This is a genomic window from Nonomuraea sp. NPDC049028 (assembly GCF_043197735.1).
Lineage (GTDB): Bacteria > Actinomycetota > Actinomycetes > Streptosporangiales > Streptosporangiaceae > Nonomuraea.
Genome location: NZ_JBICTR010000003.1, coordinates 687,354 through 711,239, shown reverse-complemented (window position 1 = coordinate 711,239; position 23,886 = coordinate 687,354). Strand labels below are relative to the sequence as shown.

The following is a 23,886-nucleotide window of genomic DNA, read 5'->3' as shown; positions in this document are numbered from 1 at the left end:
GCTCTTCCAAGGAGAATTATGGCTACCCTCGACCGTCGCGCGTTCCTGCGGACGACGGGAATGGCCGGACTGGCGCTCGGCCTGGCCGCCTGTGGCGACAGCGGGACGTCCGGCGCGGGCGGAAGCGGGTTCGGCGCGGTCAAGATCCAGCTCTCCTGGAAGAAGAACGTCGAGTTCGCCGGCGAGTACTTCGCCGACAGCAAGGGCTACTACAAGGCCGCCGGGTTCTCCCAGGTGGAGCTGCTGTCGGGCGGCGGCTCCGGCACCTCGGTCGAGTCGGGCCTGACCACCGGCCGCTGCTGGATCGGCCTGTCGACGCCGACGATCACCGCGCCCGCCGTGCTCCAGGGCGCGCCGCTCAAGATCGTGGGCGCGACCTTCCAGAAGAACCCCTTCGCCATCGTCTCCCTCGGCAAGAACCCGATCAAGGACCCCAAGGACCTGGCCGGCAAGAAGATCGGCGTCCAGGACTCCAACGAGCTGGTCTGGAACGCGCTGCTCAAGTCCAACGGCATCGACCCGTCGAGCGTGACGCGGGTGCCGTTCCAGTCCGACCCGTCGATGCTGACCTCCGGCCAGCTCGATGGCTATGTCGGCTTCGTCACCAGCGGCCCGGTGCGGCTGAAGATGCAGGGCGTGGACGCGGCGCACATGCTGTTCGCCGACCACGGCCTGCCGCTGGTCGCCGAGACGTTCACGGTGACGCAGGAGACGATCGACAAGGAGCGCGACAAGCTCAAGGCGTTCCTCACGGCGGAGATCAAGGGCTGGAAGGACGCCGTCGCGGACCCGGCCAAGGCCGCCGAACTGGCCGCGAAGACGTACGGCAAGGATCAGAACCTCGACGTCGCCGAGCAGACCGAGGAGGCCAAGATGCAGAACGACCTCGTCGTCACCCCCGACGCCAAGGCCAACGGCCTGTTCACGATGACCTCCGAGCTGATCGAGCAGAACATCGCCTCCCTCGCCAAGGCCGGGCTGACCGTCAAGGCCGAGAACCTCTTCGACCTGTCGATCCTGGACGAGATCTACAAGGCCGACGCGAGCCTCAAGCTCTCATGACCGGCATCGGCATCACGGGGCTGAGCAAGACGTTCGGCAGCGGGCTGACCGCTGTCGAGCACGTCGACCTGGAGACGCCGAAGGGCTCCTTCCTGTCCCTGCTCGGCCCCTCGGGCTGCGGCAAGTCGACCGTGCTGCGCATCCTGGCCGGGCTCGAGAAGCCCACCACCGGCGAGATCCGGGTGAACGGCGAGACCCCCGAGGAGCTCCGCAGGAGCCACCACCTCGGCATCGCCTTCCAGGACTCGGCGCTGCTGGCCTGGCGCAGCGTCGCGGCCAACATCCGGCTGCCGCTGGAGGTCGCGGGGATCAAGCCGGAGCCCGGCGTGATCGACGACCTGATCAAGCTGGTCGGTCTGCAGGGCTTCGAGAAGGCGCGGCCCGCCGAGCTGTCGGGCGGCATGCGGCAGCGCGTGTCGATCGCCCGCGCGCTGGTGGTCAAGCCCAGCGTGCTGCTGCTCGACGAGCCGTTCGGCGCGCTGGACGACATGACCCGCCAGCGGCTCAACCTGGAACTTCTGCGCATCTGGACCGAGAAGCCCGCCACCACGCTGATGGTCACCCACGGCATCGGCGAGGCGATCTTCCTGTCGGACGTGGTGGCCGTCATGAGCCCGCGTCCTGGCCGCATCGAAGAGGTGGTCCCGATCGACCTGCCGCGCCCCCGGGTGCCCGAGATGATGCGTACACCGGAGTTCCACGCCATCCACGACCACCTCAGCGACCTGCTGTTCGGGCACGGCTCGTGAAGCGGATCCACGGCCTGCTCGGCGTCGTCGCCCTGATCGCCCTGTGGTGGCTGCTCGCCGTGACGGTCTTCGCCGACGGCGGCGCGGTCCCGACGCCGTGGGCGGTCCTGGCCGGGATGGGCCACGACGGCTGGGGCTTCTACGGCCCCAACACGACCGCCACCGTCAGCGCCGCGCTCCAGGGCTTCCTGTGGGGCAACGGCCTGGCCATCGGCGTGGCGCTGATCGTCCTGCTCGTCCCGCGCCTGGAGGCGGTGGCGACCCAGCTCGCGGTGATCAGCTACTGCATCCCGCTGCTGGCCATCGGCCCGATCGTCCTGGTCGTCTTCGGCGGTGAGGCCGCCGTGGTGTTCCTGGCGGCCGTCTCCGTCTTCTTCACCACGCTCATCGGCGCGCTGCTCGGGCTGCGCTCCGCCGACCGGACCAGCCTCGACCTCATCGCGGTGTACGGCGGCGGCCGCCTGGCCAAGCTGCGGCACGTCCAGGTCATCGCGGCGCTGCCGAGCACGTTCGCCGGACTGAAGATCTCCGCCCCCGGCGCGCTGCTCGGCGCGATCATCGGTGAATACCTCGGCAGCAACGACCAGGGCCTCGGCGTCTCCCTGATGATCTCCCAGCAGCAGTTCCAGGTCCCGCGCACGTGGGGGCTGGCGCTCGTGGCCGGCCTGGTCGCGGGCCTCGGCTACGCGATCGTCGCGCTGGTCGCCCGCGTGGTGACACCCTGGTCGTACGGCAGAGCGAGGTCCTCCTCATGATCGGCCGCATCGTGTTGCGCGTCGTCGGCCCGCTGCTGCCCTCCGTGGTCATCGTGGTGGCCCTCTGGTGGCTGTCCCTGGAGGCGTTCGGCATCAGCCCGCTGGTGGGCAAGCGGCCCCCGCAGGTCTGGGAGTACCTGTTCGGCTCGTCCCCGGCCCATCGCGACGCGGTCTTCGCCGCCCTGGGCATCACGATCAGGGACGCGGCCATCGGCTTCGTCAGCGGGATGGTCGCGGCGGTGGTCGTGGCGATGGCGTTCGTGCTGTTCAGGACCGTCGAGCAGACGTTCATGCCGGTCGCGATGCTGCTGCGCTCGGTGCCGCTCGTGGTGATGACGCCGCTGATCACGCTCGTCTTCGGCCGCGAGCTCCTCGGCGTCGCGGTCATCGGCGGCATCGTGGTGTTCTTCCCCGCCCTGGTCAACGTCGCCTTCGGGCTGCGCTCCGCCTCACCGCAGGCCACCGACCTGATCATGGCGTACGGGGGCGGGCGGCTGACCGTGCTGCGCAAGGTGGCCGTGCCGACGGCGATGCCCTCGGTGTTCGCCTCCATGCGGATCTCCGTGCCCGCCTCGATCATCGGCGCGCTCATCGCCGAATGGCTGGCGACCGGGCAGGGGATCGGCGCCGGGATCCTGCGGGCCATCGGCGGGTTCCGGTATGACGAGGTGTGGGCGGACATCGTGGTGGTCACCGCCGTGTCGATCCTGGCGTACGCGGTCGTGGGCGTCGTCGAATCCCTGGTCCTGGCCCGCTTCTCGGACAACCGGGACTGACCCGCGCCCGCGAGTCAGGGGCGGCGGATGGGGCAGGGGTGCGTGACGTGCCGGTTCGGGCAGCAGATCACGCTGATCGTGGCGAACCTGCCCCCGGTCAGCCACTCACCCCACTGCACGTCCACCCCACGGGGTAGCGCGTCGGCGGCGCCGTCGAGCCGGGCCGTCAGCCCGACGCGGTCCGGGCGCGGGAACGCACCCCTGATCTGCGCGTACTGCGTGGCCAGCCACTCCACCGCCCGCCCCGGGTCGTCGAAGCTGGCGCGGATCCGGGAGGCCGGTCGGGCCAGCCAGTCGCCGGTACGCATCGGCGGAAGGAGTGAACCGGCGAAGTCGGGCGAACCCGGACGCCGCTCGTCCTCCCTTTCCCGCTCCTCGCCGCTGCCCATCCACGTGTACGCGTGCCAGTGCATGAGATCCCCACAGTTCGGTTGCCCCGTACAGGGTCATTCCCCGCAAAAGGGTGCGGGCCCGGTCGCGGTCCGCTGTGCGGGGGGAGGCGCGACCGGGCCCGCCGGATGGGAGCGCCGTGGCGTTGCGGTGGGAACCGGCGCGGTGGCGCGCCTGGTGGAGGCCCGACGCTCCCTGGCTGGGTGGGGTTCTGTGGTCTAGTGGGCGGCGAAGTCCTGGGTCCAGTAGGGGCCCTTCGTGGACTGGCCGACGCCGATATGGGTGAAGGAGCAGTTCATGATGTTGGCGCGGTGTCCGGGGCTGTCGAGCCAGGCTCGTACGACCGCGGCGGCCGTCGGCTGGCCCATGGCGATGTTCTCGCCCCAGGTGCTGACCGGCGCGAAGCCGGCCGTCGATATGCGGTCACCCGGAGTCCGGCCGTCCTTGGAGTCGTGGTCGAAGTAGTCGCGGGCGGCCATGTCGGCGGAGTGCCGCTCGGCCGCCGCGTGGAGCTTGGGATCGTGGGTGAGCGGGCGGCAGCCCTTCTTGGCCCGCGCCTGGTTGGTGAGGCTGACGACCTGGTCCTCGGCGGCCGAGGCGGTGCCGGTCTTCGCCGGCGTCCGGGTCCCGCAGGACAGGGCCACCGGCCGTGACCGGCTCGGCTTGCCCTGGTAGTCCATGGCCAGGACGTAGTAGCGCCCGGGAGCCGCGCAGCCGGCGCGGACGCTGATCCTGCCGTTCAGCACGAGCTTGGCGCCGCTCTTCAGCGTACGGCCGGGACGACCGACCATGTCCCGGACGATCCGGACCCTGAGCGTGGCCTTGGCGTCGCAGCCGATCCTGCTTGCCGAGCCGACGATCACGCCCTTGGACAGGGACGGCTTGGCGGCCACGACCCGGCACGGAGCCTTCGTGGTCGCCGCCTGGGCGGCGGGCGTGGGGATGCTCAGTGCGGCCAGACTTCCGAGGCAGACGAGTGCCTGGAGTTGCCTGCGCATCCTGTCCCTCCGGTGCTGCTAGATACGGCGTCGATCCCGCATTCTGGTGTGCCCGCAACGGCCATGTCCCGAAAAACACCGCTATATCTGGAGTACCAGGTGACCCAATCGTAACGATTGCCCCATCGACCTCGGTAAACCTTCTCTGTCACCTGCGCGTCTTGTGCGAAAAAAAATAGGGCCGTGCGACGAAATGCCGCACGGCCAGGAGTGGAAAGAGGTCAGCAGGCGGCGGGCTTGAGCCAGGAGCACTCGAGGTCGCCGGTCGCGCTGTCATCCGCCGCGCGGAGCTGCGACACGGCGTCCACCGGCGCGGTCCGCGAGAACTGGGCGAGCCGGATGGCGATTTTGTCCTCGATGTCCTTCGGCGAGCCCGACAGGTACTGGTTGAGCATGATGGAGAACACCAGCGGCTCGCCCTCCGCGCTGTTCACATAGCCCGACAGCGACGTGACGCCGGTCAGCGACCCGGTCTTGGCGTGCACGTTGTTGGCGGCGGCGGTGTTGCGCATCCGGCTGCGCAGCGTGCCACCGGTGAACCGGTCGGCGTTGCCCGCGATGGGCAGCGCGTCGTACCAGGTCTTGAACCACGGCTTGGCGCGTACGGCGCTGAGCAGCTGGACGATCGAGCCCGGGGCGAAGCCGTCACGGCGCGAGAGGCCGGAGCCGTCCCGCATGTTGAGCACCTGTACGCCGTTGGCCTTGGCGAAGTCGGTGCTCACCTTGAGCCCGGCCGCCCAGGTGCCCTGGCCGGAGACCTTGCGGCCCATCGCCTTGGTCAGGATCTCGGCGTGGATGTTGTTGCTGAGCTTGAGGAAGGGCACCAGCAGCTCGCTCAGCGGCATCGACTGGTGCTCGGCCAGCGTGGTCGCGCCGGACGGGGCCGCGCCGGTGACGGTCGGGCCCGCCACGCGGACGCCGTGCTTGGCCAGCGACTTGCGGAACAGCGACGCCACATAGCGGGTGGGGTCGTCCACGGCCACCCACTCCTGGTACGGGTCGGCCACGGTGCCGGTGATGACCACGGTGTTCGTGGAGTGCTGCCGTTCGATGAGCACGTCGGTCGTGGTGCCCACGGTGGCCTTGTTGACGATCTTCAGGTAGTCGGTCACGGGCGTCGTCGACACCTTGACCTCGTTGCCGGCGGCCGCCACGGAGACGATCACTGAACCGGCGTCGTAGTCCCGGTCCGGGGAGGCGGTCAGCGCGGAGATCTGCGCCGCGTAGTAGGCCGTCTCGTCGTCCCAGGTCCAGTCGTTGCCGAGCCGTACGGAGTCGAACCACGTGTCGTCGGCGACCAGCTTGCCCGCGACCAGCTTGACGCCCGAGGCGGCGACCTTGGCGGCCAGCGCGTCGTAGTCCTCGGCCAGCATCGTCGGGTCGCCGGTGCCGCGCAGGACCAGGTCGCCGGTCAGCACGGAGCCGAGCTTGCGCCCGCCGCTCAGCACGGTGGTGGGGAAGCGGTAGTCCAGGCCGAGCGTGTCGACGGCGGCGGCGGAGGTGAACAGCTTGGTGTTGGAGGCCGGGATCATCAGCTTGCCGGCGTCCGTGGCGTACAGCTCGTCGCCGTTGGCCGCGCTCTTGACGACCACGCCGGCCCGCCCGACCGTGAGCCGCGAGTCGGCGAGTATCTGGTTGATGTCCTGGGTCAGGTCCGCGACGCCCGCCGTGGGTTCGAGCGCGACGGCGGGGGAGGAGGGGCTGGACGCCCAGGCGAGGGCCGCGACGAGCGCGCCCGCGACGAGGGATGCTGAAGTACGCCGCATGGGGTCTCCAATGAGGACTGGGGGTCTAGCTTGGGATCATGCGGCAGCGCACGCAGCCTGTAATCCGCAAATATCCGTATTTCTTGGGTCAGCCGTACGCACGCCGTCACGAAGGCGGGCCCGTGCCCGGGAAAGTGCTCAGGAGAGCTGGCCGGCGCTCACCATGAAGCCGCAGTCGCCGAAAGAGACCTCATCGCCCGACTTGATCTTGGCGGGTCCCACCAGTCGCCAACCGTTCAGCCGTGTGCCGTTGAGTGAGCCCAGGTCGACCAGCATCCATCCGCCGTCGTCCTCGCGCCGCAGCTCGGCGTGCACCCGCGAGACCGTCAGATCGGACAGCACCAGGTCGCAGGCCGACCCGCGACCGACCACGTAGCGCATGCGGTGGTCGTCGGGCAGGGCCAGCCTGGGCAGTCGCGGCCGGCGCCACGCGGCCTGGAGGCGGGTGGTGAAGTCGGAGACGTTCGACACCGCGTCGGTCACTCGCTGGCGGAACGTCCGGCGGCGGGGCAGATCGGCGACCAGTTCGTCGAGCTCGTGGCGGTTGCGCGCCCGCAGGGCCTGATCCACCCGGCCGACGAAGGTGTCGTGGGAGATCCGGCCTTCGACGGCGCGGTCGCGGAGCTCGTCGATCGCGCGATCGCGTTCCCCGTCGGACGCGCGGAACGGTGGATGCGTCGAGCTCATGCCCCGAGTATCGGCCTGAACGGCGTTCCCTGTCCAGAATATGCGAATCAGTTGCGTTGAGCATACTCAGTATGCATACTCAGTATCCATGTCGATCAGACACGGACTGCTCGCGTTGCTGAGCAGGGGGCCGCGTTACGGCTACCAGCTCCGGGTGGAATTCGAGGCGTCGACGGGGGCGACCTGGCCGCTCAATATCGGCCAGGTCTACACGACGCTCGCCCGGATGGAACGTGACGGCCTCGTCGAGCCCGGAGGGGCCGACGAACAGGGGAGGGCCGTCTACACGGTCACCGAGGCCGGTCGGGCCGAACTGGGGCGATGGTTCAGCACCCCCGTCGACCAGACCGACCGGCCTCGGGACGAACTGGTCATCAAACTCGCCATGGCCGTCGCCGCCGGGGACGTCGACGTGCCAGCGGTGATCCTGGCCCAGCGCACCGCCACCATGCGCGCGCTGCAGGAGCTGACCAAGGCGAAACGGGCGAACACCGAAGGGCTCGCGCAGCGGCTCGTCCTCGATTCATTGATCTTTCAGGCCGAGGCGGAACAGCGCTGGCTGGACCACTGCGAGGCCGTACTCAAGGAGAAGAACACATGACTGTGCTGAGACTGGACGAGGTGACGCGCGTGCACGGTCAGGTGCACGCGCTCAAAGGGGTGAGCCTCGAGGTCTCCAGCGGCGAGCTGGTCGCCGTCATGGGCCCGTCGGGCTCCGGCAAGTCGACCCTGCTCAACTTAGCGGGCGGCCTCGACCGGCCGACCTCGGGCAGCGTGACGATCGAGGGCACGGACCTGGCCGGCGTGACGGACCTGGCGGCGCTGCGGCGCGGCAGCGTCGGGTACGTCTTCCAGGACCTGAACCTGATCCCGTCACTCACGGCCGCCGAGAACGTGATGCTGCCGAGGGAGCTCGACGGCGTCCGCTCCCGGCAGGCCCGCGAGGAGGCGCTGGCCGCACTGGCCTCGGTGGGGGTGGACCATGTCGCCGACCGCTTTCCCGGGGAGCTGTCCGGCGGGCAGCGGCAGCGCGTGGCGATCGCCAGGGCGCTGGTCGGCGAGCGGCGTCTGGTGCTGGCCGACGAGCCCACGGGGGCGCTCGACACGGCGAGCGGCGACGAGATCCTGCGACTGCTGCGGGAGCGCTGCGACGAGGGCGCGGCGGTGCTGCTGGTCACCCACGAGCCCCGCTACGCCGGATGGGCCGACCGCGTGGTGTTCCTGCGCGACGGGGAGATCGCCGACTCGACGGCCGTACCTCTGGAGAGCGCCCGATGAGCGCCTTCGCCGCCGCGCTGCGGATCTCCCGCAGGGACGCGCTGCGGTTCAAGGGACGTACGGCGCTGATCATGGTGATGATCGGCCTGCCGGTGCTGCTCATCACCGGCGTGCTCACGGGGTACGCCACGCTCCACGTGGACATGCGGGAGGGACTGACCGCCGAGCTGGGCAGCGCGGACGCGCGGATCGCCACCTCGTCGGCGGGGCAGAGCCGGATCGAGCAGGACGTCTCGGGCAGGAGCTGGAGTAGCCGGGGAAACCCGTCCGAGGCCCCGCCGTGGACGACCGCGAGGGTGGCCGCGCTGGTCGACGGCCGGCTCATCCCGTACGACAAAGGCACCGTGGTGTTCGTGGGCAAGGACGGCTATCAAGGCGGGGACGCCAGTGAGGTGGACCTGCGGGACCCGATGACGCGGGGGATGCGGCGCCTGACGGAGGGCAGGCTCCCGGCCGCTCCCGGCGAGGCCGTAGTGACACCCGCGGTCGTAGAGCAGGGAGTCAAGGTCGGCGACACCGTCAATGTGATCCGCGCGAACAAGCGGGTGCGCGTGGTCGGTGTGATCGAGTTTCCGAACTGGCCGGGTGTGCGGGAGTTCGTCGGACTCCAAGGTGCGCTCCTGGCGGACAAGAACGACGGCAACGGCACCGGCTGGCTCGCCGACACCGCCGCGCCGTTCGGCTGGTCGCGGGTGGAGGCACTGAACGCCCAAGGGTTGCTGGTCCAGTCCAGAGCCGTCATCGAAAATCCGCCCGCCGATGTCCCCCAAGGCGCCCCGGACAGAGACCAGCTGCTCGCGATCGCGCTCGCCGTCGTCTTCATCGTCATGGAGACGGTCCTGCTGGCCGGGCCCGCGTTCGCCGTGGGACTGCGGCGCCGCCGGCGGGAACTGGCCGTGATCGCGGCACAGGGCGGTTCTGGCGCGCACCTGCGGACCATCGTGCTCGCCGACGGGCTGGTGCTCGGCGGCGCGGCGGCGCTGGCCGGGACGGCCCTCGGCGTCGGAGGCGCCTTGGCGGCGGTGCCGCTGGCCGATCGGCTGTTCGGTTCGCTCGGCCCGCGCGAGGTGCCGTGGGCGAGCGTCGCGGGCGTAGCCGCGCTGGGCGTGGTGAGCGGGCTGATCGCCGCCCTGGTGCCCGCCGTACAGGCCGCGCGGCAGAGCCCTGCCCAGGTGCTGGCGGGCCGTGAAGGCGAACTCCGCGACCGCGCGGGTCGTCCGGTGCTCGGTCTGCTGCTGGTGGTGGCCGGACTGGTCCTCCTCTGGCTGGCCCTGGTCAGGCTGAGCACGCGCGGCCAGGAATTGCCGCTCGTCGCGGCCTTGGGGCTGGTCGTGCTGGGGCTGGTCGCGTTAATGCCGTGGCTGGTGCGCCGGACGAGCCGCCTCGCCGCCCGGCTGCCGCTCCCGCTGCGCCTGTCGGTCCGCGACGCCTCGCGCCATCGATCCCGTACGGCCTCCGCGACGGCCGCCGTCATGGCGGCGACCACGGCGGCGGTCGCGTTCGGCACCGGGCTCGCCAGCTCCGACGCGGCCTACGACGCCGCCTACCATCCCTATGCCCCGACTGGCAGCATCAAGATCGAAGCCGTCAAGTTGGACGACAGCGGCTGGGCCAGGCTGCGGGCGGCGCTCGAGCGCGAGCTGCCGAAGACCCAGCTGCTTCCGGCTTCGAGTCCGGTGGACTCCCAGGGCCGTCAGGCGTGGATCGACCTCGACCGGCGCTGCGATGGGCGGTGCGAGGACTCCTACTACGGAGGTGAGCTTCCGGTCGGCGACGCGCGATTGCTCGCGTTCATCCAGGGACGTCAGGATCCGCAGGCCGCCGCGGCCCTGGCCGCGGGCAAGATCGTGGTGTTCGATCCAGCGCTGATCAAGGACGGCCTGGCCACTCTGAAGTCCTACGGCATGGATGGCAAGATCAGCCCCAAGCAGGTTCCCGCCGTGCTGGCGAGTGCCGCCGATCCGCGGGTCGGCGGCGGGGTCGTTCCACCGGCGGTGCTGCGGTCCGTCGGACTGCAGGTGAAGGAGCGGCGGTTGTACGCCATGTACCCGCCGGCGGGTGAGGGCCGCTTGAGACAGTACCTCTCGGTGGTCGGGAACGAGGTCGACCTCTACGTCGAGAGTCCCAGGGTAGGCTCGTTCGCGCAGGTGTTCTGGATCCTGCTGGGCGCCGCCATGGTGCTGGTGCTCGGCGGCACATTCGCGGCCACCGGGCTCGCCGCGGCCGACATGCGCCACGACCTGAACACCATGTCGGCGGTCGGCGCACCGCCGGGCGTTCGGCGGCTGGTGGTGGCCGGTCAGGCGGGTTACATCGCCGGGCTGGGCGCGCTGGTCGGCGTCGTGGCCGGGGTTGTGGGCGGAATCGCGCTGTCGTGGCCGATGAGCCGCCACAACGGGGTCCAGGGGGCGAGCTGGTTCACTCCCGGGCCCACGACGATCTCCATCCCCTGGCTGTTCCTCGTCGCGTTCGCGGTGGGACTGCCCCTGCTGGCGGCGCTGGTGGCCTGGGCGTTCGCCAGGACGCGGCTGGAGCTGACCCGCCGCCTGACGTAAGCCGTACCCGCGTGCTCGTGACCGCGGTCCGCTCGATGCGGGCCGCGGTCATGCGCGTCCGTGGCCCGGTGTCAGCCGGGCCACGGGTCGGGCCGGTTTCGGCCGCGCCAAAGGTCGAGCCGGTTTCGGGCCGCCGGGGGTTCGGGCCGCCAGGGTCGTGGCTAGTCGATCACGTCGGCGCAGACCACGTGGGCGCCGATCTCGATCATCCGGCGTTCGCTGCGCGAGTCCGCCACCCGGGCCATCAGGATGGGCGCCCCGCTCGCCGCGAACTGCGGCAGCCGGGCGCGGGCCCCACGGTGCAGGTCACGGACCACGTCCTCGGCGGCCGACATGTGCACCTTCACGTGCAGCATGATCCCCGGGGCCCCCGAGGCGGTGCGCGCCTCGGAGATCCAGACGTGGTGCACGAGCGGGTAGTCCATGAGCAGGTTCCCGATGGCCCGCCGCAGGGCGGGCAGGATCGGGTGCGTGCACCGGCGGTAGCCGGGGTCGACCTGCTGCATGGGCCCCGACAGGTGCGGTCGCGGCGCCGGTATCCACGGCAGCGCGGGCGCGTCCGGCGAGGGCGGCGCCACCTGGGCGAGCGCGGCTCCCCGTGACACCGTGGCCATCGCGCCCGTCGCGTACGCGGCGGGGACGGCTCCCGACAGCACTGGATGAGGCCCCGATCGCGTCGAAGCGAGGAAGCGCTGGAGGTCGTCGATGGGCACGGCCGCCGCTGCGGGCCCCGCCGCGTCGATCACGATCTCCCGCACACCCGTGACGCGCTGGATGTCGAGGATCGTGTCCGGATCGCAGGCGGAGAGGGAGTGACTGCCGCGGTGCCGGGCGTACGTAGCCGCGCCCGTGTATCCGAGCAGCACTCTGTCGCCGGCCTGGGTCGTACCCAGGACGACTGATCGGTCTGGTCGCACTGCCACCAGAACCCCACCATCAGCGAGCGCCGCCAGCAGGCGATGTGGATTGCCATGCTGGGCGAGCACGTCGGCAAGCGCAGGATTCCCGATGCTCATATGACGAACCATAGGTAGTCGGTCACGGCTTATCAGGCTAATAGCCAAGAAATCCCCCGATCAAGACAAAGATGGGAGCAGTGTGGATGAGTTTCCGGGAGCCGGGGTACGGAGGCGCTGTCTCAGATCCTGGGTCACTCGTGAACACGTTCACAAGCGCGGATAGACTCGGGGGGTCCGAGGGGCCCTCTGAGGTGTCCCTCAACGCCCGCCCGCATGCCCCTAAGGATTCACTTCCATGAGCAAGCCCGTCGTACTGGTCGCAGAGGAGCTGTCCGAGGCAGGCCTCGCCGTACTCGCCAACGATTTCGAGGTCCGCCACACCGACGGCGCCGACCGCTCGCAGCTGCTGCCCGCGCTCGCCGACGTGGACGCGCTCATCGTCCGCTCCGCCACGCAGGTCGACGCCGAGGCCATCGCCGCGGCGCCGAAGCTGCGCGTGGTCGCGCGGGCCGGCGTCGGGCTCGACAACGTCGACGTCGAGGCGGCCACCAAGGCCGGTGTGATGGTGGTCAACGCCCCGACCTCCAACATCACCAGCGCCGCCGAGCAGACCGTCGCGCTCATCCTGGCCAGCGCCCGCAACACGGCCCAGGCGCACGCCGCGCTGAAGAACGGCGAGTGGAAGCGGTCCAAGTACACCGGTGTCGAGCTCGACGAGAAGGTCGTCGGCATCCTCGGCCTGGGCAAGATCGGTCAGCTCGTGGCGCAGCGCCTGCAGCCGTTCGGCGTCGAGCTGATCGCCTACGACCCCTACCTGCCGCCGGCCCGCGCCGACCAGATGGGCGTCAAGCTGGTCAGCCTCGAAGAGGTCATCAAGCAGGCCGACTTCATCACCGTGCACCTGCCCAAGTCCAAGGAGACGCTCGGGCTGATCGGTGACAAGGAGCTGCACGAGGTCAAGCCGTCGGTGCGGATCGTCAACGTGGCCCGCGGCGGCATCGTCGACGAGGCCGCGCTCTACTCGGCGATCAAGGAGGGCCGCGTCGCCGGGGCGGGCATCGACGTGTTCTCCAAGGAGCCCTGCACCGACAGCCCGCTGTTCGAGCTCGACCAGGTCGTCGTCACGCCGCACCTGGGCGCCTCCACGCACGAGGCTCAGGAGAAGGCCGGCACCCAGGTCGCGCGGAGCGTCAAGCTCGCCCTCGCCGGTGAGTTCGTGCCCGACGCGGTCAACGTCCAGGGCGGAGCCGTCGCCGAGGACGTCAAGCCGGGCCTGCCGCTGGCCGAGAAGCTGGGCCGGGTCTTCACCGCGCTGGCGGGCGAGGTCGCCACGAAGCTCGACGTCGAGGTGCGCGGCGAGATCGCCTCGCAGGACGTCCGGGTGATCGAGCTGGCCGCGCTCAAGGGCATCTTCGCCGACGTGGTCGAGGACTCGGTCACGTACGTGAACGCGCCGCTCCTGGCCAAGGACCGCGGGATCTCCGTCAACCTGGTGACCAGCTCCGACAGCCCCGACTGGCGCAACGTGGTCACCGTGCGCGGTGTGCTCGCCGACGGCCGCCGCGTCTCGGTCTCGGGCACGCTGTCGGGCCCGCGCCAGATCACGAAGATCGTCGAGGTCAACGGCTACGAGATGGAGATCGAGCCGACCGCGCACCTGTCGTTCTTCACCTACACCGACCGGCCCGGCATCGTCGGCGTCGTCGGCCGCCTGCTCGGCGAGCACGGCGTCAACATCGCCTCGATGCAGGTGGCCCGTGACGCCAAGGGTGGCAAGGCGCTGATCGCGCTGACGGTCGACTCCGCCATCCCGGCCGACGTGGTCGAGCAGATCGGCACCGAGATCGGTGCCGAGAGCGGCCGCTCGGTCGACCTGGAGGACTGACCCCTTCTTCAGAGCGTTCCAGGATCAACGGCTGTCGCGTCCGCGGCAGCCGTTTTTCTGTCTCAGGATGCGAGATAGTAGGACGTCCAACGAGACAGCCAAACTACCGCCAGGTATTCTTTCGGAAGATGCGCCAGGTTCTCGTACTTATTACCTGCCGCGGCGGGGCCTGTTAGGGCAGGTCGACGACCCGCCGTGGTGTGCGGCGTTGCGTCGACCGGTAAGCCCCATCGTCCGGTCCGCGATCCGGACCCCACGAGCTCAGGCCCGGTCGGATTCGTGACCGGAATCCGACCGCACAGCACACGACGCCCCGCGAAATGAGATGAGACACACATGTACGAGATGTATGCCTGGAACTCCACCGACGAGACCGCTGACGAGGCGACCGAGGCCCTGCAGACCGCCCTGGACCGCAGGGACAACGGCGGCGCCCCGCAGAACACCAGCCGCTAGCCTCTCCAGCTCCGGCCGGAAGCTCTCAGCACTCCGGCCGGTTGCCCTCAGAACGCCAGCCGGTAGAAGGCCGCCATCCTCCTGAATCCGGGCACGACCTTGGCGAGCCCGACCGAGATCCGGTGCGACGCCGACAGACGGCCGTAGCCGGGCAGGTCGAAGGCGCTCATCGCGGTGACGAGGCGGAGCTTCGGACTGATCGACAGCAGGTCGGCCGGGCCGTCCATGCCCCAGTGCATCGTGGCCTCGGCCTTCCTGACCGGTTTGTTGAGCTTCTGCAGGCGCAGGCCGAAAGGGCTCAGCGCGTCGAAGACGAACTGGCCGCTGGGGAACCGATCGACGATCGCCCTGATCAGCGCGCGGCCCTCCGCCGGGTCGAGGTAGTAGAACAGGCCCTCGGCGATGACCAGCACCGGCTTGCCCGCGGGCACCTGGTCCAGCCAGCCGAGGTCGGTGACCGAGGTGCCGATCGTCCGGCGCTCCTCCGGATACAGCCGCCGCCGTAGGTCGATGACGTCTGGATAGTCCACGTCGTACCAGTCGACGCTCGGCGGCGGGTCCAGGCGGTGGGCCCGCGTGTCGAGACCGCAGCCCAGGTGCAGCACGGTCGCCTCGGCGTGCCGGGCGAGGAACTCCCTGGCCCAGCCGTCCAGGAAGCGGGCCCGGATCGCGACCGAGCCGGCCATGCGCTGGTCCATGCCGGTGTCGCTGAAGTCGTGGTCGATGCGCTCGACGGTCGCGGCCGCCAGGCGGTCGTCGAGTATGGGATGCGGTGAGCGGGCGTCCAGTGCCCTGCCGTACAGGGTGGCGAGGAGCGTGGCCTTCTCGGCGGCCAGTCGCACCTTTTCGGGAGCCATGCCGTCGAAGCTACACCTGTTTCACAAATTCATGAAGCCTGTGAAGCGGCGTGGGCGAGGGCCAGCGCGCCGAGCAGCGGGGCGTCGTCGGCGAACCGCGCCGGGCGTACCTCGGGCGGGAAGGGTACGGCCCGCCGCAGCTCGGCTGTCAGACGGGGCATGATCAGGTCGGCCGCGCCCATCATGCCGCCGCCGACCACCAGGCACTCGGGGTCGAAGGTCGCGCACAGGTTCGCCGCGTTCATGGCCAGCAGCCCGAGCGCCTCGTCCACCAGCTCCGCGACCGCCGAGCCGGGGGAAGATGCGGACAGGGCGAACAGGTCGGCCGCCGTGGTCTCGCGGCCCAGCAGGGCCGTGCCCCGGGCCGCGAGCGCGCCGCCCGAGACCCGCTCCTCCAGGGGAACGTGCCCGTCGGCGAAGGCGGGCTCGCCCGGAACGGCCTGCAGGTAGCCGATCTCGCCGGCCGCGCCGTGCGCCCCGGACACCACCTGACCGTTCACCACCAGCGCGGCCGCCAGCCCGGTGCCCAGGTTCAGGTAGACGCCCGCCGACACGCCGCGCAGCGCTCCCCAGCGCAGCTCGGCCGCGGCAGCCGCCTTCACGTCGTTGTCGATCGCCACCGGGATCGCGCCGTACTCCTCCCGCAGCAGCCGGGGCAGCTCCAGCCCCTCCCAGCCGGGCACATTGGGGGCCAGCCAGATCCGGCCGTCGCGGATGACGCCGCAGGTCGAGAAGCCCACGGCGGCCGGCGCGCCGTCCAGGTCCCGGGCCGCCGCCAGGGCCCGTTCCAGGGTGCCGGCGCCGGTGTCGAGCCGGATCCGCTCGACGATCTCCGGCCCGTCGGCGCTGGACACGCCGACGGCGACCTTCGTGCCGCCCACATCGATGCCCAGCACGCGGCTCACTGGGCGGCTCCCCGGCGGGCCAGCGAGTCGATCGCCACGGCCAGGGCCAGCACCGCGGCCGTCACCATGAAGCGTACGGAGGAGTCGACGCTGAGCAGGTACATGCCGCTGGTGATCGACTGGATCACCAGCACCCCGAGCAGCGCGTCATAGGCCCGCCCCCGGCCGCCGAACAGCGAGGTGCCCCCGATGACCGCCGCGGCGATCGCCATGAGCAGGATGTCGCTGCCACCCGACTGCTGGTTGACCGCCGACAGCCGGCTGGCCGCCAGGATGCCCCCGGCCGCCGCCAGCGTGGAGGCCAGCATGAACGCCAGGATCCTGATGCGCGTCACGTTGATCCCGGCCCGCCTGGCCGCCTCCGCGTTGCCCCCGACGGCGTACACATGCCTGCCGAACGCGGTATGCCTGAGCACGAGATCGAACACCACCACCAGCGCGCCGAAGATGATCAGCAGCAGCGGCACGCCCCGGTCGGCCGACATGATGACCACGCCCGCCGCGAGCAGGACGGCCAGCCCGCCCGTCCTGACCAGCAGCCACCACAGGGGAGTGACGGGCAGCCCGGCGGCCAGCCTGAGACGCCGGGTGAGCAGCGCCGCGCCGCCCGAGACGAGCACCAGGGCCGCCACCAGCAGCCACGACAGCCAGGACGGCAGCCAGGTGTCGCTCAGCTTCGAGATGAACCCGGTGAACGGCAGGTTGATGGTGCCGCCCTGCCGCAGCAGGAAGAGCAGCAGCCCGAGCCAGCCCATCAGCCCGGCCAGCGTGACCACGAACGACGGCATCCGCAGCTTGGTGAACATCAGCCCGTGGATCAGCCCGATCCCCGCCCCCGCGGCGAGGGCGATCAGGATGGCCGCCAGCGGGTTCCAGCCCTGCTTGACGTGCATGATGGTCATGATCGTCGCGCACAGGCCGCTGACCGAGCCGGCCGACAGGTCGATCTCGCCGAGCAGCAGCACCATGATGATGCCCAGCGAGATCGTGCCGGTCGCGGCCATCTGCAGGGCCAGGTTCGTGAGGTTCTCCGGCGCCAGGAAGCGGTCGTTGAGCGCGCTGAAGACGATCGCGATCGCCACCAGCCCGCCGACGACCGGCCACGCGCCGACGTCGCCCTGTCTCAGCCGCTCGACGGCGACCTTCGGTGTGTACGGCTTGCGCGCCAGCGTGTCGGTCATCGCCCCGCCCCCGTGATCGCGGCCACGATCTCCTCCTGCGTGGTGTCGGCCGTACCGAAGTCGCCGGCGTTGCGTCCCAGACGCAGCACCACCACGCGGTCGCTCACCTCCCGGACGTCGGCCAGGTTGTGCGAGATGACCAGGACCGCGAGCCCGCGGTCGCGCAGCCGCCCGATCAGCGCGAGCACCTGGGCGGTCTGCTCCACGCCCAGCGCGGCGGTGGGCTCGTCCAGGATGACCAGGCGCGGCTCGCCGATCAGCGCCCTGGCGATCGCCACCGACTGGCGCTGACCGCCCGACAGCATGGCGACGGGCACCCGGATGTCTCTGATGCGTACATCGAGCTGCTGGAGCAGATCACGGGTGGCGCGTTCCATCGCGATGTGGCGCAGCAGCGACCAGCGGCGGCGTTCCGTACCGAGGAACAGGTTGGCCACCACGTCCAGGTTCTCGCAGAGCGCGAGGTCCTGGTAGACGGTCGAGACGCCGAGCGCCTGCGCGTCGTGCGGGTTGGCGATTCTGACCGGCGTGCCGTCGAGCGTGATCGTGCCCTCGTCGGGGACGACCACCCCCGAGATGGCCTTGACCAGCGTGGACTTGCCCGCGCCGTTGTCGCCCATGAGGGCGGTGACCTCGCCGGGGCGCAGGTGGAGGCTGGCGCCGTCGAGCGCCTGGACCGCGCCGTAGCGCTTGGAGATGCCTGTCGCGGAGAGCACTACTGGATGCCCGCCTTCGCGCAGGCCGCCTTGACCTCGGCGGTGCAGATCTGGTCGGCCGTGTAGAACTTGTCCTTCACGATGGTGTCCTTGACCTTGTCCGCGGTGACGGCGATGGGGTCGAGGAGGAAGGCGGGGATGTCCACGGTGCCGTTGTTGACCTTGCTGGTCGCGGCGGGCTGCTCGCCCTTGGCCACGGCCACGGCCAGCTCGGCGGACTTCTCCGCCTCAGCCCTGATGTCCAGATATATGGTCATGTACTGCTCGCCGGTGAGGATGCGCTGCACGGCGGCCAGCTCGGCGTCCTGTCCGGTGATCGGCGGCAGCTGCTTGTAGCCCGCGCGCTTCATGGCCGCGATGGCGCCGCCCGCCATGCCGTCGTTGGCCGACAGCACGCCCACGATGTTGTCCCGGCCGATGGCGGTGATCGCCTGCTCCATCTGCTGCTGGGCCTTGTCGGGACTCCAGTCGGGCGTGTCGAACTCCCTGCCGACCTTGACCTTGCCGTCCAGGACGCTCTTGGCGCCCTTCTTGTAGTCGGCCGAGCTGGGGTCGGTCGGGGCGCCGTGGATCTCCACGATCTGTCCCTTGGCCGTCGTGCCCTTGGCGTTCATCGCGTCGAGCAGGGCCTGGCCCTGCATCTCGCCGACACGGACGTTGTTGAACGAGACGTAGTACGCGTAGTCGATGCCGGAGATCAGCCGGTCGTAGGCGATCACCGGGATCTTCTTCTGCTTGGCCTGGTTGACCAGCGGCGCCACCGCGTTGGCGTCGACGGCGTCCAGCACCAGGACGTTCGCGCCCTGGGTGAGGGCCGCCTCGACCTGTTGCTGCTGCTTGGCCGCGTCCTGCTCGGCGTTGCTGTAGAGGATCTTGCAGTCGGCGCAGAGCGACTTCACCTTCGCCTCGAACAGCGGGCGGTCGAACGCCTCATACCGCGTGGTCTTGGACTCGGGCAGGAAGAGGGCGATCGTCTTGGATGCCGCCCCGGCGCTCGCGCTCGCCGTGCCGCCGCCGGTGCCGGCGGAGTTTCCGCAGGCGGCGGCGGTCAGCAAGAGCGCTGCGGCCGGAATCAGTCGCCATGCTCGGTCCATCGCACATCGTCCTCTCGAGTGGCCCCGCCCGGCTGTTCGTTGTTTGGTAAGAAAGCTAATTTACTACCAGGGTTGTTGGCTAGAGTTTGGCGCGAGGAGGGCTGAAGATGCGAGGTGGGCTGGGAAATCCGCGGCTGCTGCGGGTGCTGAACGAGCGTCGGCTGCTCGACCAGCTCCACGCGAACGGCCCGGCGTCACGGGCGGATCTGGCCAAGATCACCGGACTGTCGAAGCCGACGGTCTCGGCGGCGCTCGCCGGGCTGGAGGAAGACGGGCTGGTGCACCTGGTCGGCGAGGTGTCGGGCCGGCCGGGCCCGGTGACCTCGCTCTACGACATGAACGCGGCCTCCACCCACGTGGCGGGCATCGACATCGGCCGCGACTGGATCCGCGTCGCCGTGGCCGACCTGCGCGGCACGTTCGCGGGCCGGACCGACGGGCGCAACACCGCCCGCGACTCGGCCGAGCTCGCGGTCCTCGTAGGCGACCTCTGCCGCGCCGCGGCCAGGGAGGCCGAGCTCGACTGGTCGGTGATCGCCTGCGCGGTGGTCGGCTCGCCCGGCGTCTACGACCCGGCCCAGGGCCGCCTGGACTTCGCGCCCAACCTGCCGGGCCCGCCCGACCTGGCGGGTCGCCTCCGGTCGGCGCTCGACGTAGAGCTGACCATCGAGAACGACATCAACCTGGCGGCGGTCGGCGAGCACACGTACGGGGAGGGGCGCGGCAAGGCCAACTTCGCCCTGGTCTCCATCGGTACGGGCGTCGGGATGGGCATCGTCATCAACGGCGAGCTCTATGTCGGAGCCAGGGGAGCGGCGGGAGAGGTTTCGTACGTCCCCACGGACTCGCCCCCTTACGTCCCACCCTTTACGGACGACGCCCTGGCCCACGGTGCCACGGAGACGGTGACCTCGGCCCCCGGCGTGGTCCGCGCGGCCAGAGCGGCCGGGCTGGACCTCGAGACGGCCAAGGAGGTCTTCGCGGTGGCGGCGGCCGGTGATCCGGCGGCCCGCTCAGTGGTGGAGGCCGAAGGGCGGCGCATCGGCGGTCTCCTGGTGGCGGTGGCGGCGGTCCTGGATCCGGAGGTCATCGTCCTGAGCGGCGGAGTGGGCCGCAACCTGGACCTTCTGGGCGCGGCGATAGAGGATCGGATAGCTGAGCTGGGCCCCCTGCGGCCGATGGTGGTCGCCAGCGCTTTGGGGGACAGCGGAGTATTGCTGGGCGCGGTCGCCCATGCCCGAACCAGGGCGTGGGACCTGATCTTCGACGCCAGACAGGGCTGAAAGGTCTTGTCCAAGACGTGAGATGTCGTGCTCGTCAGTCGAGACAAGCGGGTAAGGTACGCACATGGAGTCGCGGAATATTCGCCTGGCCGTCATCCCCGGAGACGGCATCGGCGCCGAGGTCGTCGCCGAAGGGCTGAAGGTCCTGGAGGCCGTCGGGACCAAGATCGAGGCCACCCACTACGACCTGGGTGCCGCCCGCTATCACCGTACCGGTGAGACGCTGCCCGACGCCGTGCTCGAAGAGCTGCGCGGCTATGACGCGATTCTGCTCGGCGCCGTGGGCGATCCCAGCGTGCCGCCCGGCATCCTGGAGCGCGACCTGCTGCTCCGCCTCCGCTTCGTCTTCGACCACTACGTCAACCTGCGCCCGGTCAAGCTGTTCCCCGGCGTCGAGACCCGGCTGGCCGACACACCCACCGAGAACATCGACATGGTCGTCGTCCGCGAGGGCACCGAGGGCCTCTACGCGGGCACCGGTGGCGTGATGCGCCGTGGCACATCTTACGAGATCGCCACCCAGGAGTCGCTCAACACCGCCTACGGCGTGGAGCGGGTCGTCCGCTACGCGTTCGAGAAGGCCAAGTCCCGCCCGCGCAAGAAGCTGACGCTCGTCCACAAGACCAACGTCCTGACCTACGCCGGCGACCTCTGGCAGCGCACGGTCAACCGCGTGGGGGAGGAATACCCCGAGGTCACCACCGACTACTGCCACATCGACGCGGCCTCGATGTTCTTCGTGAGCCAGCCCGAGCGGTTCGACGTGATCGTCACCGACAACCTCTTCGGCGACATCATCACCGACCTCGGCGCGGCGATCGCGGGCGGCATCGGCCTGGCGGCCAGCGGCAACATCAACCCAGAGCGCACCGCGCCCAGCATGTTCGAGCCGGTGCACGGCAGCGCCCCCGACATCGCCGGGCAGGGCAAGGCCGACCCGACCGCCACGATCCTGTCGGTCGCCATGCTCCTGGAGCACCTCGGTCTGTCCGCCGAGGCGGCCAGGGTCGAGCAGGCCGTCGCCGACGACATCGTCGAGCGCCTGGCCGGCTGGGCCGGCCGCACCACAAACGAGATCGGTGACGACATCACCGCGCGAGTATCGAGCTAGGGCCGCCCAGCTCCCCAAGCGCCTGGCGGTCCACATAAGGACCGCCAGGCGCTTTTTCACGTCTAAACGGCCAAAGCACCCCATTAGCCACTTGCAATCCCAAATAGCGAGACACTAGGAAGTACAGGCCTGCTCATAGCAGTGACTGTCCCGAACCGTAAAGTTTGTCCAGGACCGTAGAGAGAAGGACCTCCGTCATGACCATCGCTCAGAAGCTCAGCTTCGACGTGCAGCTATCCGACCACGCTCGCACTGCGGCCGAGCGGGAGCAGGTACTGGCGAACCCCGGGTTCGGGCAGACCTTCACCGACCACATGGTCTCGATCGACTACACCGAGGGCGAGGGCTGGCACGACGCCCGGCTTGAGCCGTACGGGCCGCTGTCGCTCGACCCGGCCACCTCGGTGTTCCACTACGCGCAGGAGCTGTTCGAGGGGCTCAAGGCGTACCGCCAGGCCAACGGCTCGATCGCGACCTTCCGCCCGTACGCCAACGCGGCCCGCTTCAACACCTCGGCCGAGCGCATGGCGATGCCGACGCTTCCGGAAGAGGTGTTCGTCGAGTCGCTCGAACTCCTCGTCCAGACCGACAAGGACTGGGTCCCCACGACCGAGGGCCACAGCCTCTACCTGCGCCCGTTCATCATCGCGACCCAGGTCGGCCTCGGCGTCAACTACCCGTCCCGCACCTACCGGTACATGGTCATCGCCTCCCCGGCGGCCTCCTACTTCACCGGCGGCGTCAAGCCCGTCTCCGTCTGGCTCTCCACCGAGTACACCCGCGCCGCCCCCGGCGGCACCGGCTTCGCCAAGTGCGGCGGCAACTACGCGGCCGCCTTCGTCGCCCAGCGGCAGGCCGTCGAGCAGGGCTGCGACCAGGTGGTGTGGCTGGACGCGCACGAGCACCGGTACGTGGAGGAGATGGGCGGGATGAACCTGTTCTTCGTCTTCGGCGACAAACTGGTCACCCCCGCGCTGACCGGCACCCTGCTGCCCGGCATCACCCGCGACTCCATCCTGTCCCTGGCTGCCGACCTGGGCCTGGAGGCGTCGGAACGCCTCATCTCGACGGAGGAGTGGCAGGCCGGCTGCGAGTCGGGCGAACTCACGGAGGTGTTCGCCTGCGGGACGGCGGCAGTGGTGACCCCGGTGGGCTCGGTCAAGGGCACGGACCGCGCGTGGACCGTGGGCGACGGCAACCCTGGGGAAGTGACGATGCGCATCCGGGAGGAACTGGTGGGCATCCAGTACGGCTCCCGCCCCGACACCCACAGCTGGGTCCACAAGATCAGCTAACACGCCTCCACCGGGCATCTTTCGCCACCCATCCGTTGCCCGATTCGGTGGTTGACCGTTTGACGCCCGCCCCTCTACAAAGGGCCTCCGCTTCGCTCCGGACGTTCTCCCAGGCGGGCTACCGCCCGCCCCCTGGAGGACCTCGCTCCGCTCGGACAGCCTTCCCAGCGCTCCGCCGGGTTGGCCGGTGGGAATGCGTGAGATGCCTGGCCGGAGGCCCATGGCGCGGTGAAGCCTCGCCGCATCAGAAGACTTCTCCGGGGTTCGCTCCGCTCGCTGGAGGCTTGATCCTCGCGTTTGTGCAGCTAAGAGGCTGTTAGAGAAGGCAGTAGCGACGTGCGGTGCAGCGACCTCGCTGCGTGCCGGGAGCGAGGCGCGGGAACAACGGTGATGTCGCAAGGCATGGTGGTTTCATTGAGGCGGTCTCGGTTGTGATGAAGTCGACATAACCGAGGCGCCCTCAGAGCTCGAGGCATGCGGCCTGGTGTCGCATCTTGTCATTGCGGGCGGCGTAGTCCGTCCAGTACAAGGGTGATGAGATCGTCGGCCTCGGCCCGCCAGTCGGGGCGGTCATGGGCCGCACCGATGCCGTGCAGCGCCATCATCACGGCGCCGGCGTCCACGTCGTCGCGAACGGCGCCATCCCGCACGGCGGCGGCTACCAGGTCGGTGACAGCCTGCTCCAGCGCCCGGCTGCCCTCGGCGAGGGCACCCGAGCGATCGGCCCATAGCGTGGCCAGCGTCCGGGCCAGGCCCTCGTGGGCATCGATGTGGTCGACCATGCCGCGTAGGAAGGTCGCCAAAGCCTCCGCTGCGGGCAGCGTGGCCTGGAGCTGGCGGGCGCGGTCGCACAGCGTGGCGACTTCCCCGTGGTAGACCGCCTCGGCCAGCGCCTCCCGGGTGGGGAAGTGGCGGTACAGCGTGCCCGTGCCCACCCCGGCCAGGCGGGCGAAGTCATCGAAGCGCAGGTCGAAGAAGCCTCCGGCGTCGAAGACCTCTCGCGCCTTGGCGATCAGGACATCGCGGTTGCGTCGGGCGTCGGCCCGCAGCGGCTTGTCGGCGGTCATGCGCTACCTCGCGTTGACAAATGGAGATGACCTCCATATTTTGAAAATGGAGATGACCTCC

Annotated in this window: 22 protein-coding genes; 11 read left to right on the top strand and 11 right to left on the bottom strand. The window is 70.0% G+C overall.

The annotated features are described in order from the left end of the window. Positions 1-18 precede the first annotated feature (18 nt). From ACGFJ2_RS14300 to ACGFJ2_RS14285, 4 genes are read left to right on the top strand one after another with little or no spacing between them, the layout of a single operon-like run. Positions 19-1,062 (top strand): ABC transporter substrate-binding protein, encoded by a 1,044-nt coding sequence (locus ACGFJ2_RS14300; RefSeq protein ID WP_357950232.1) that lies wholly within the window; start codon positions 19-21, stop codon positions 1,060-1,062. After that, a complete protein-coding gene (locus ACGFJ2_RS14295) occupies positions 1,059-1,811 on the top strand; it encodes an ABC transporter ATP-binding protein (protein ID WP_357950235.1) in 753 nt (250 codons plus the stop codon). The genes ACGFJ2_RS14300 and ACGFJ2_RS14295 overlap by 4 nt, the downstream gene beginning before the upstream one ends. After that, complete coding sequence (locus ACGFJ2_RS14290) at positions 1,808-2,566, top strand: ABC transporter permease (protein ID WP_393468043.1); 759 nt, start codon at positions 1,808-1,810, stop codon at positions 2,564-2,566. The genes ACGFJ2_RS14295 and ACGFJ2_RS14290 overlap by 4 nt, the downstream gene beginning before the upstream one ends. Continuing rightward, on the top strand, positions 2,563-3,342 hold the full coding sequence (locus tag ACGFJ2_RS14285) for an ABC transporter permease subunit (protein ID WP_357950241.1): 780 nt from the start codon (positions 2,563-2,565) through the stop codon (positions 3,340-3,342). The genes ACGFJ2_RS14290 and ACGFJ2_RS14285 overlap by 4 nt, the downstream gene beginning before the upstream one ends. A 14-nt stretch (positions 3,343-3,356) precedes the next feature. Here ACGFJ2_RS14285 and ACGFJ2_RS14280 read toward each other — a convergent pair whose 3' ends face one another. The 4 genes from ACGFJ2_RS14280 to ACGFJ2_RS14265 all read right to left on the bottom strand — a co-directional run bounded on the left by ACGFJ2_RS14280 (position 3,357) and on the right by ACGFJ2_RS14265 (position 7,183). After that, entirely contained in the window at positions 3,357-3,755 is a 399-nt protein-coding gene (locus ACGFJ2_RS14280) for a hypothetical protein (RefSeq protein WP_393468040.1), read from the bottom strand. A 195-nt stretch (positions 3,756-3,950) separates the two neighbouring features. Further along, entirely contained in the window at positions 3,951-4,730 is a 780-nt protein-coding gene (locus ACGFJ2_RS14275) for a CAP domain-containing protein (protein WP_393468037.1), read from the bottom strand. A gap of 221 nt (positions 4,731-4,951) precedes the next feature. Next, the gene (gene dacB / locus ACGFJ2_RS14270) at positions 4,952-6,496 is read right to left on the bottom strand and encodes a D-alanyl-D-alanine carboxypeptidase/D-alanyl-D-alanine-endopeptidase (protein ID WP_393468034.1); all 1,545 of its coding nucleotides are present in this window, start codon (positions 6,494-6,496) and stop codon (positions 4,952-4,954) included. Positions 6,497-6,634: 138 nt separating this feature from the next. Continuing rightward, the gene (locus ACGFJ2_RS14265) at positions 6,635-7,183 is read right to left on the bottom strand and encodes a DUF1707 and FHA domain-containing protein (RefSeq protein ID WP_357950249.1); all 549 of its coding nucleotides are present in this window, start codon (positions 7,181-7,183) and stop codon (positions 6,635-6,637) included. An 88-nt stretch (positions 7,184-7,271) separates the two neighbouring features. Here ACGFJ2_RS14265 and ACGFJ2_RS14260 point away from each other — a divergent pair, with 88 nt between their 5' ends. The 3 genes from ACGFJ2_RS14260 to ACGFJ2_RS14250 are packed head-to-tail and all read left to right on the top strand — an operon-like array spanning position 7,272 to position 11,016. Continuing rightward, a complete protein-coding gene (locus tag ACGFJ2_RS14260) occupies positions 7,272-7,784 on the top strand; it encodes a PadR family transcriptional regulator (RefSeq protein WP_357950251.1) in 513 nt (170 codons plus the stop codon). Next, on the top strand, positions 7,781-8,461 hold the full coding sequence (locus ACGFJ2_RS14255) for an ABC transporter ATP-binding protein (protein WP_393468030.1): 681 nt from the start codon (positions 7,781-7,783) through the stop codon (positions 8,459-8,461). The genes ACGFJ2_RS14260 and ACGFJ2_RS14255 overlap by 4 nt, the downstream gene beginning before the upstream one ends. Next, a complete protein-coding gene (locus ACGFJ2_RS14250; protein ID WP_393468027.1) occupies positions 8,458-11,016 on the top strand; it encodes an FtsX-like permease family protein in 2,559 nt (852 codons plus the stop codon). Before ACGFJ2_RS14255 ends, ACGFJ2_RS14250 begins: the two co-directional genes overlap by 4 nt. A gap of 161 nt (positions 11,017-11,177) precedes the next feature. Here the strand turns inward: ACGFJ2_RS14250 and ACGFJ2_RS14245 are convergent, their stop codons facing one another. Continuing rightward, positions 11,178-12,032 carry a hypothetical protein gene (locus ACGFJ2_RS14245; RefSeq protein WP_358428958.1) on the bottom strand — a complete coding sequence of 285 codons (855 nt, stop codon included), beginning with the start codon at positions 12,030-12,032 and terminating at the stop codon, positions 11,178-11,180. A gap of 238 nt (positions 12,033-12,270) precedes the next feature. Between ACGFJ2_RS14245 and serA the strand changes: the two genes are divergently transcribed. Then, a complete protein-coding gene (gene serA / locus ACGFJ2_RS14240) occupies positions 12,271-13,860 on the top strand; it encodes a phosphoglycerate dehydrogenase (protein WP_357950263.1) in 1,590 nt (529 codons plus the stop codon). A gap of 503 nt (positions 13,861-14,363) precedes the next feature. On the opposite strand, the gene ACGFJ2_RS14235 is transcribed toward serA, so the two are convergent. From ACGFJ2_RS14235 to ACGFJ2_RS14215, 5 genes are read right to left on the bottom strand one after another with little or no spacing between them, the layout of a single operon-like run. Next, positions 14,364-15,173, bottom strand: coding sequence for a class I SAM-dependent methyltransferase (locus ACGFJ2_RS14235; protein ID WP_393468024.1), 810 nt, complete (start codon positions 15,171-15,173; stop codon positions 14,364-14,366). Between the two features lie 29 nt (positions 15,174-15,202). Next, positions 15,203-16,078: an ROK family protein gene (locus tag ACGFJ2_RS14230; protein WP_393468021.1), complete on the bottom strand. Its 876-nt coding sequence runs from the start codon at positions 16,076-16,078 to the stop codon at positions 15,203-15,205. After that, positions 16,075-17,259: a sugar ABC transporter permease gene (locus ACGFJ2_RS14225; protein ID WP_363995534.1), complete on the bottom strand. Its 1,185-nt coding sequence runs from the start codon at positions 17,257-17,259 to the stop codon at positions 16,075-16,077. The genes ACGFJ2_RS14230 and ACGFJ2_RS14225 overlap by 4 nt, the downstream gene beginning before the upstream one ends. Then, on the bottom strand, positions 17,256-17,975 hold the full coding sequence (locus ACGFJ2_RS14220) for an ATP-binding cassette domain-containing protein (RefSeq protein WP_225292028.1): 720 nt from the start codon (positions 17,973-17,975) through the stop codon (positions 17,256-17,258). Before ACGFJ2_RS14220 ends, ACGFJ2_RS14225 begins: the two co-directional genes overlap by 4 nt. Next, complete coding sequence (locus tag ACGFJ2_RS14215) at positions 17,975-19,069, bottom strand: sugar ABC transporter substrate-binding protein (protein ID WP_393468017.1); 1,095 nt, start codon at positions 19,067-19,069, stop codon at positions 17,975-17,977. The genes ACGFJ2_RS14220 and ACGFJ2_RS14215 overlap by 1 nt, the downstream gene beginning before the upstream one ends. A 107-nt stretch (positions 19,070-19,176) precedes the next feature. Between ACGFJ2_RS14215 and ACGFJ2_RS14210 the strand changes: the two genes are divergently transcribed. The 3 genes from ACGFJ2_RS14210 to ACGFJ2_RS14200 all read left to right on the top strand — a co-directional run bounded on the left by ACGFJ2_RS14210 (position 19,177) and on the right by ACGFJ2_RS14200 (position 22,758). Beyond that, positions 19,177-20,352 carry an ROK family transcriptional regulator gene (locus tag ACGFJ2_RS14210; protein ID WP_357950280.1) on the top strand — a complete coding sequence of 392 codons (1,176 nt, stop codon included), beginning with the start codon at positions 19,177-19,179 and terminating at the stop codon, positions 20,350-20,352. A gap of 64 nt (positions 20,353-20,416) precedes the next feature. Further along, complete coding sequence (locus ACGFJ2_RS14205; RefSeq protein WP_393468014.1) at positions 20,417-21,463, top strand: 3-isopropylmalate dehydrogenase; 1,047 nt, start codon at positions 20,417-20,419, stop codon at positions 21,461-21,463. Between the two features lie 197 nt (positions 21,464-21,660). Next, the gene (locus ACGFJ2_RS14200) at positions 21,661-22,758 is read left to right on the top strand and encodes a branched-chain amino acid aminotransferase (RefSeq protein WP_357950286.1); all 1,098 of its coding nucleotides are present in this window, start codon (positions 21,661-21,663) and stop codon (positions 22,756-22,758) included. 497 nt (positions 22,759-23,255) lie between these two features. Here the strand turns inward: ACGFJ2_RS14200 and ACGFJ2_RS14195 are convergent, their stop codons facing one another. After that, a complete protein-coding gene (locus ACGFJ2_RS14195) occupies positions 23,256-23,825 on the bottom strand; it encodes a TetR/AcrR family transcriptional regulator (RefSeq protein ID WP_393468011.1) in 570 nt (189 codons plus the stop codon). Positions 23,826-23,886: the final 61 nt, after the last annotated feature.

Bases quoted from the DNA above. Each gene is read 5' to 3' on its own strand.
- ACGFJ2_RS14260 (WP_357950251.1), top strand. From the start codon at position 7,272: ATGTCGATCAGACACGGACTGCTCGCGTTGCTGAGCAGGGGGCCGCGT.
- ACGFJ2_RS14195 (WP_393468011.1), bottom strand. From the start codon at position 23,825: ATGACCGCCGACAAGCCGCTGCGGGCCGACGCCCGACGCAACCGCGAT.
- ACGFJ2_RS14205 (WP_393468014.1), top strand. From the start codon at position 20,417: ATGGAGTCGCGGAATATTCGCCTGGCCGTCATCCCCGGAGACGGCATC.
- ACGFJ2_RS14200 (WP_357950286.1), top strand. From the start codon at position 21,661: ATGACCATCGCTCAGAAGCTCAGCTTCGACGTGCAGCTATCCGACCAC.
- ACGFJ2_RS14265 (WP_357950249.1), bottom strand. From the start codon at position 7,183: ATGAGCTCGACGCATCCACCGTTCCGCGCGTCCGACGGGGAACGCGAT.
- ACGFJ2_RS14300 (WP_357950232.1), top strand. From the start codon at position 19: ATGGCTACCCTCGACCGTCGCGCGTTCCTGCGGACGACGGGAATGGCC.
- ACGFJ2_RS14285 (WP_357950241.1), top strand. From the start codon at position 2,563: ATGATCGGCCGCATCGTGTTGCGCGTCGTCGGCCCGCTGCTGCCCTCC.
- dacB (WP_393468034.1), bottom strand. From the start codon at position 6,496: ATGCGGCGTACTTCAGCATCCCTCGTCGCGGGCGCGCTCGTCGCGGCC.
- serA (WP_357950263.1), top strand. From the start codon at position 12,271: ATGAGCAAGCCCGTCGTACTGGTCGCAGAGGAGCTGTCCGAGGCAGGC.
- ACGFJ2_RS14275 (WP_393468037.1), bottom strand. From the start codon at position 4,730: ATGCGCAGGCAACTCCAGGCACTCGTCTGCCTCGGAAGTCTGGCCGCA.
- ACGFJ2_RS14245 (WP_358428958.1), bottom strand. From the start codon at position 12,032: ATGAGCATCGGGAATCCTGCGCTTGCCGACGTGCTCGCCCAGCATGGC.
- ACGFJ2_RS14235 (WP_393468024.1), bottom strand. From the start codon at position 15,173: ATGGCTCCCGAAAAGGTGCGACTGGCCGCCGAGAAGGCCACGCTCCTC.
- ACGFJ2_RS14215 (WP_393468017.1), bottom strand. From the start codon at position 19,069: ATGGACCGAGCATGGCGACTGATTCCGGCCGCAGCGCTCTTGCTGACC.
- ACGFJ2_RS14280 (WP_393468040.1), bottom strand. From the start codon at position 3,755: ATGCACTGGCACGCGTACACGTGGATGGGCAGCGGCGAGGAGCGGGAA.
- ACGFJ2_RS14210 (WP_357950280.1), top strand. From the start codon at position 19,177: ATGCGAGGTGGGCTGGGAAATCCGCGGCTGCTGCGGGTGCTGAACGAG.
- ACGFJ2_RS14250 (WP_393468027.1), top strand. From the start codon at position 8,458: ATGAGCGCCTTCGCCGCCGCGCTGCGGATCTCCCGCAGGGACGCGCTG.
- ACGFJ2_RS14225 (WP_363995534.1), bottom strand. From the start codon at position 17,259: ATGACCGACACGCTGGCGCGCAAGCCGTACACACCGAAGGTCGCCGTC.
- ACGFJ2_RS14255 (WP_393468030.1), top strand. From the start codon at position 7,781: ATGACTGTGCTGAGACTGGACGAGGTGACGCGCGTGCACGGTCAGGTG.
- ACGFJ2_RS14295 (WP_357950235.1), top strand. From the start codon at position 1,059: ATGACCGGCATCGGCATCACGGGGCTGAGCAAGACGTTCGGCAGCGGG.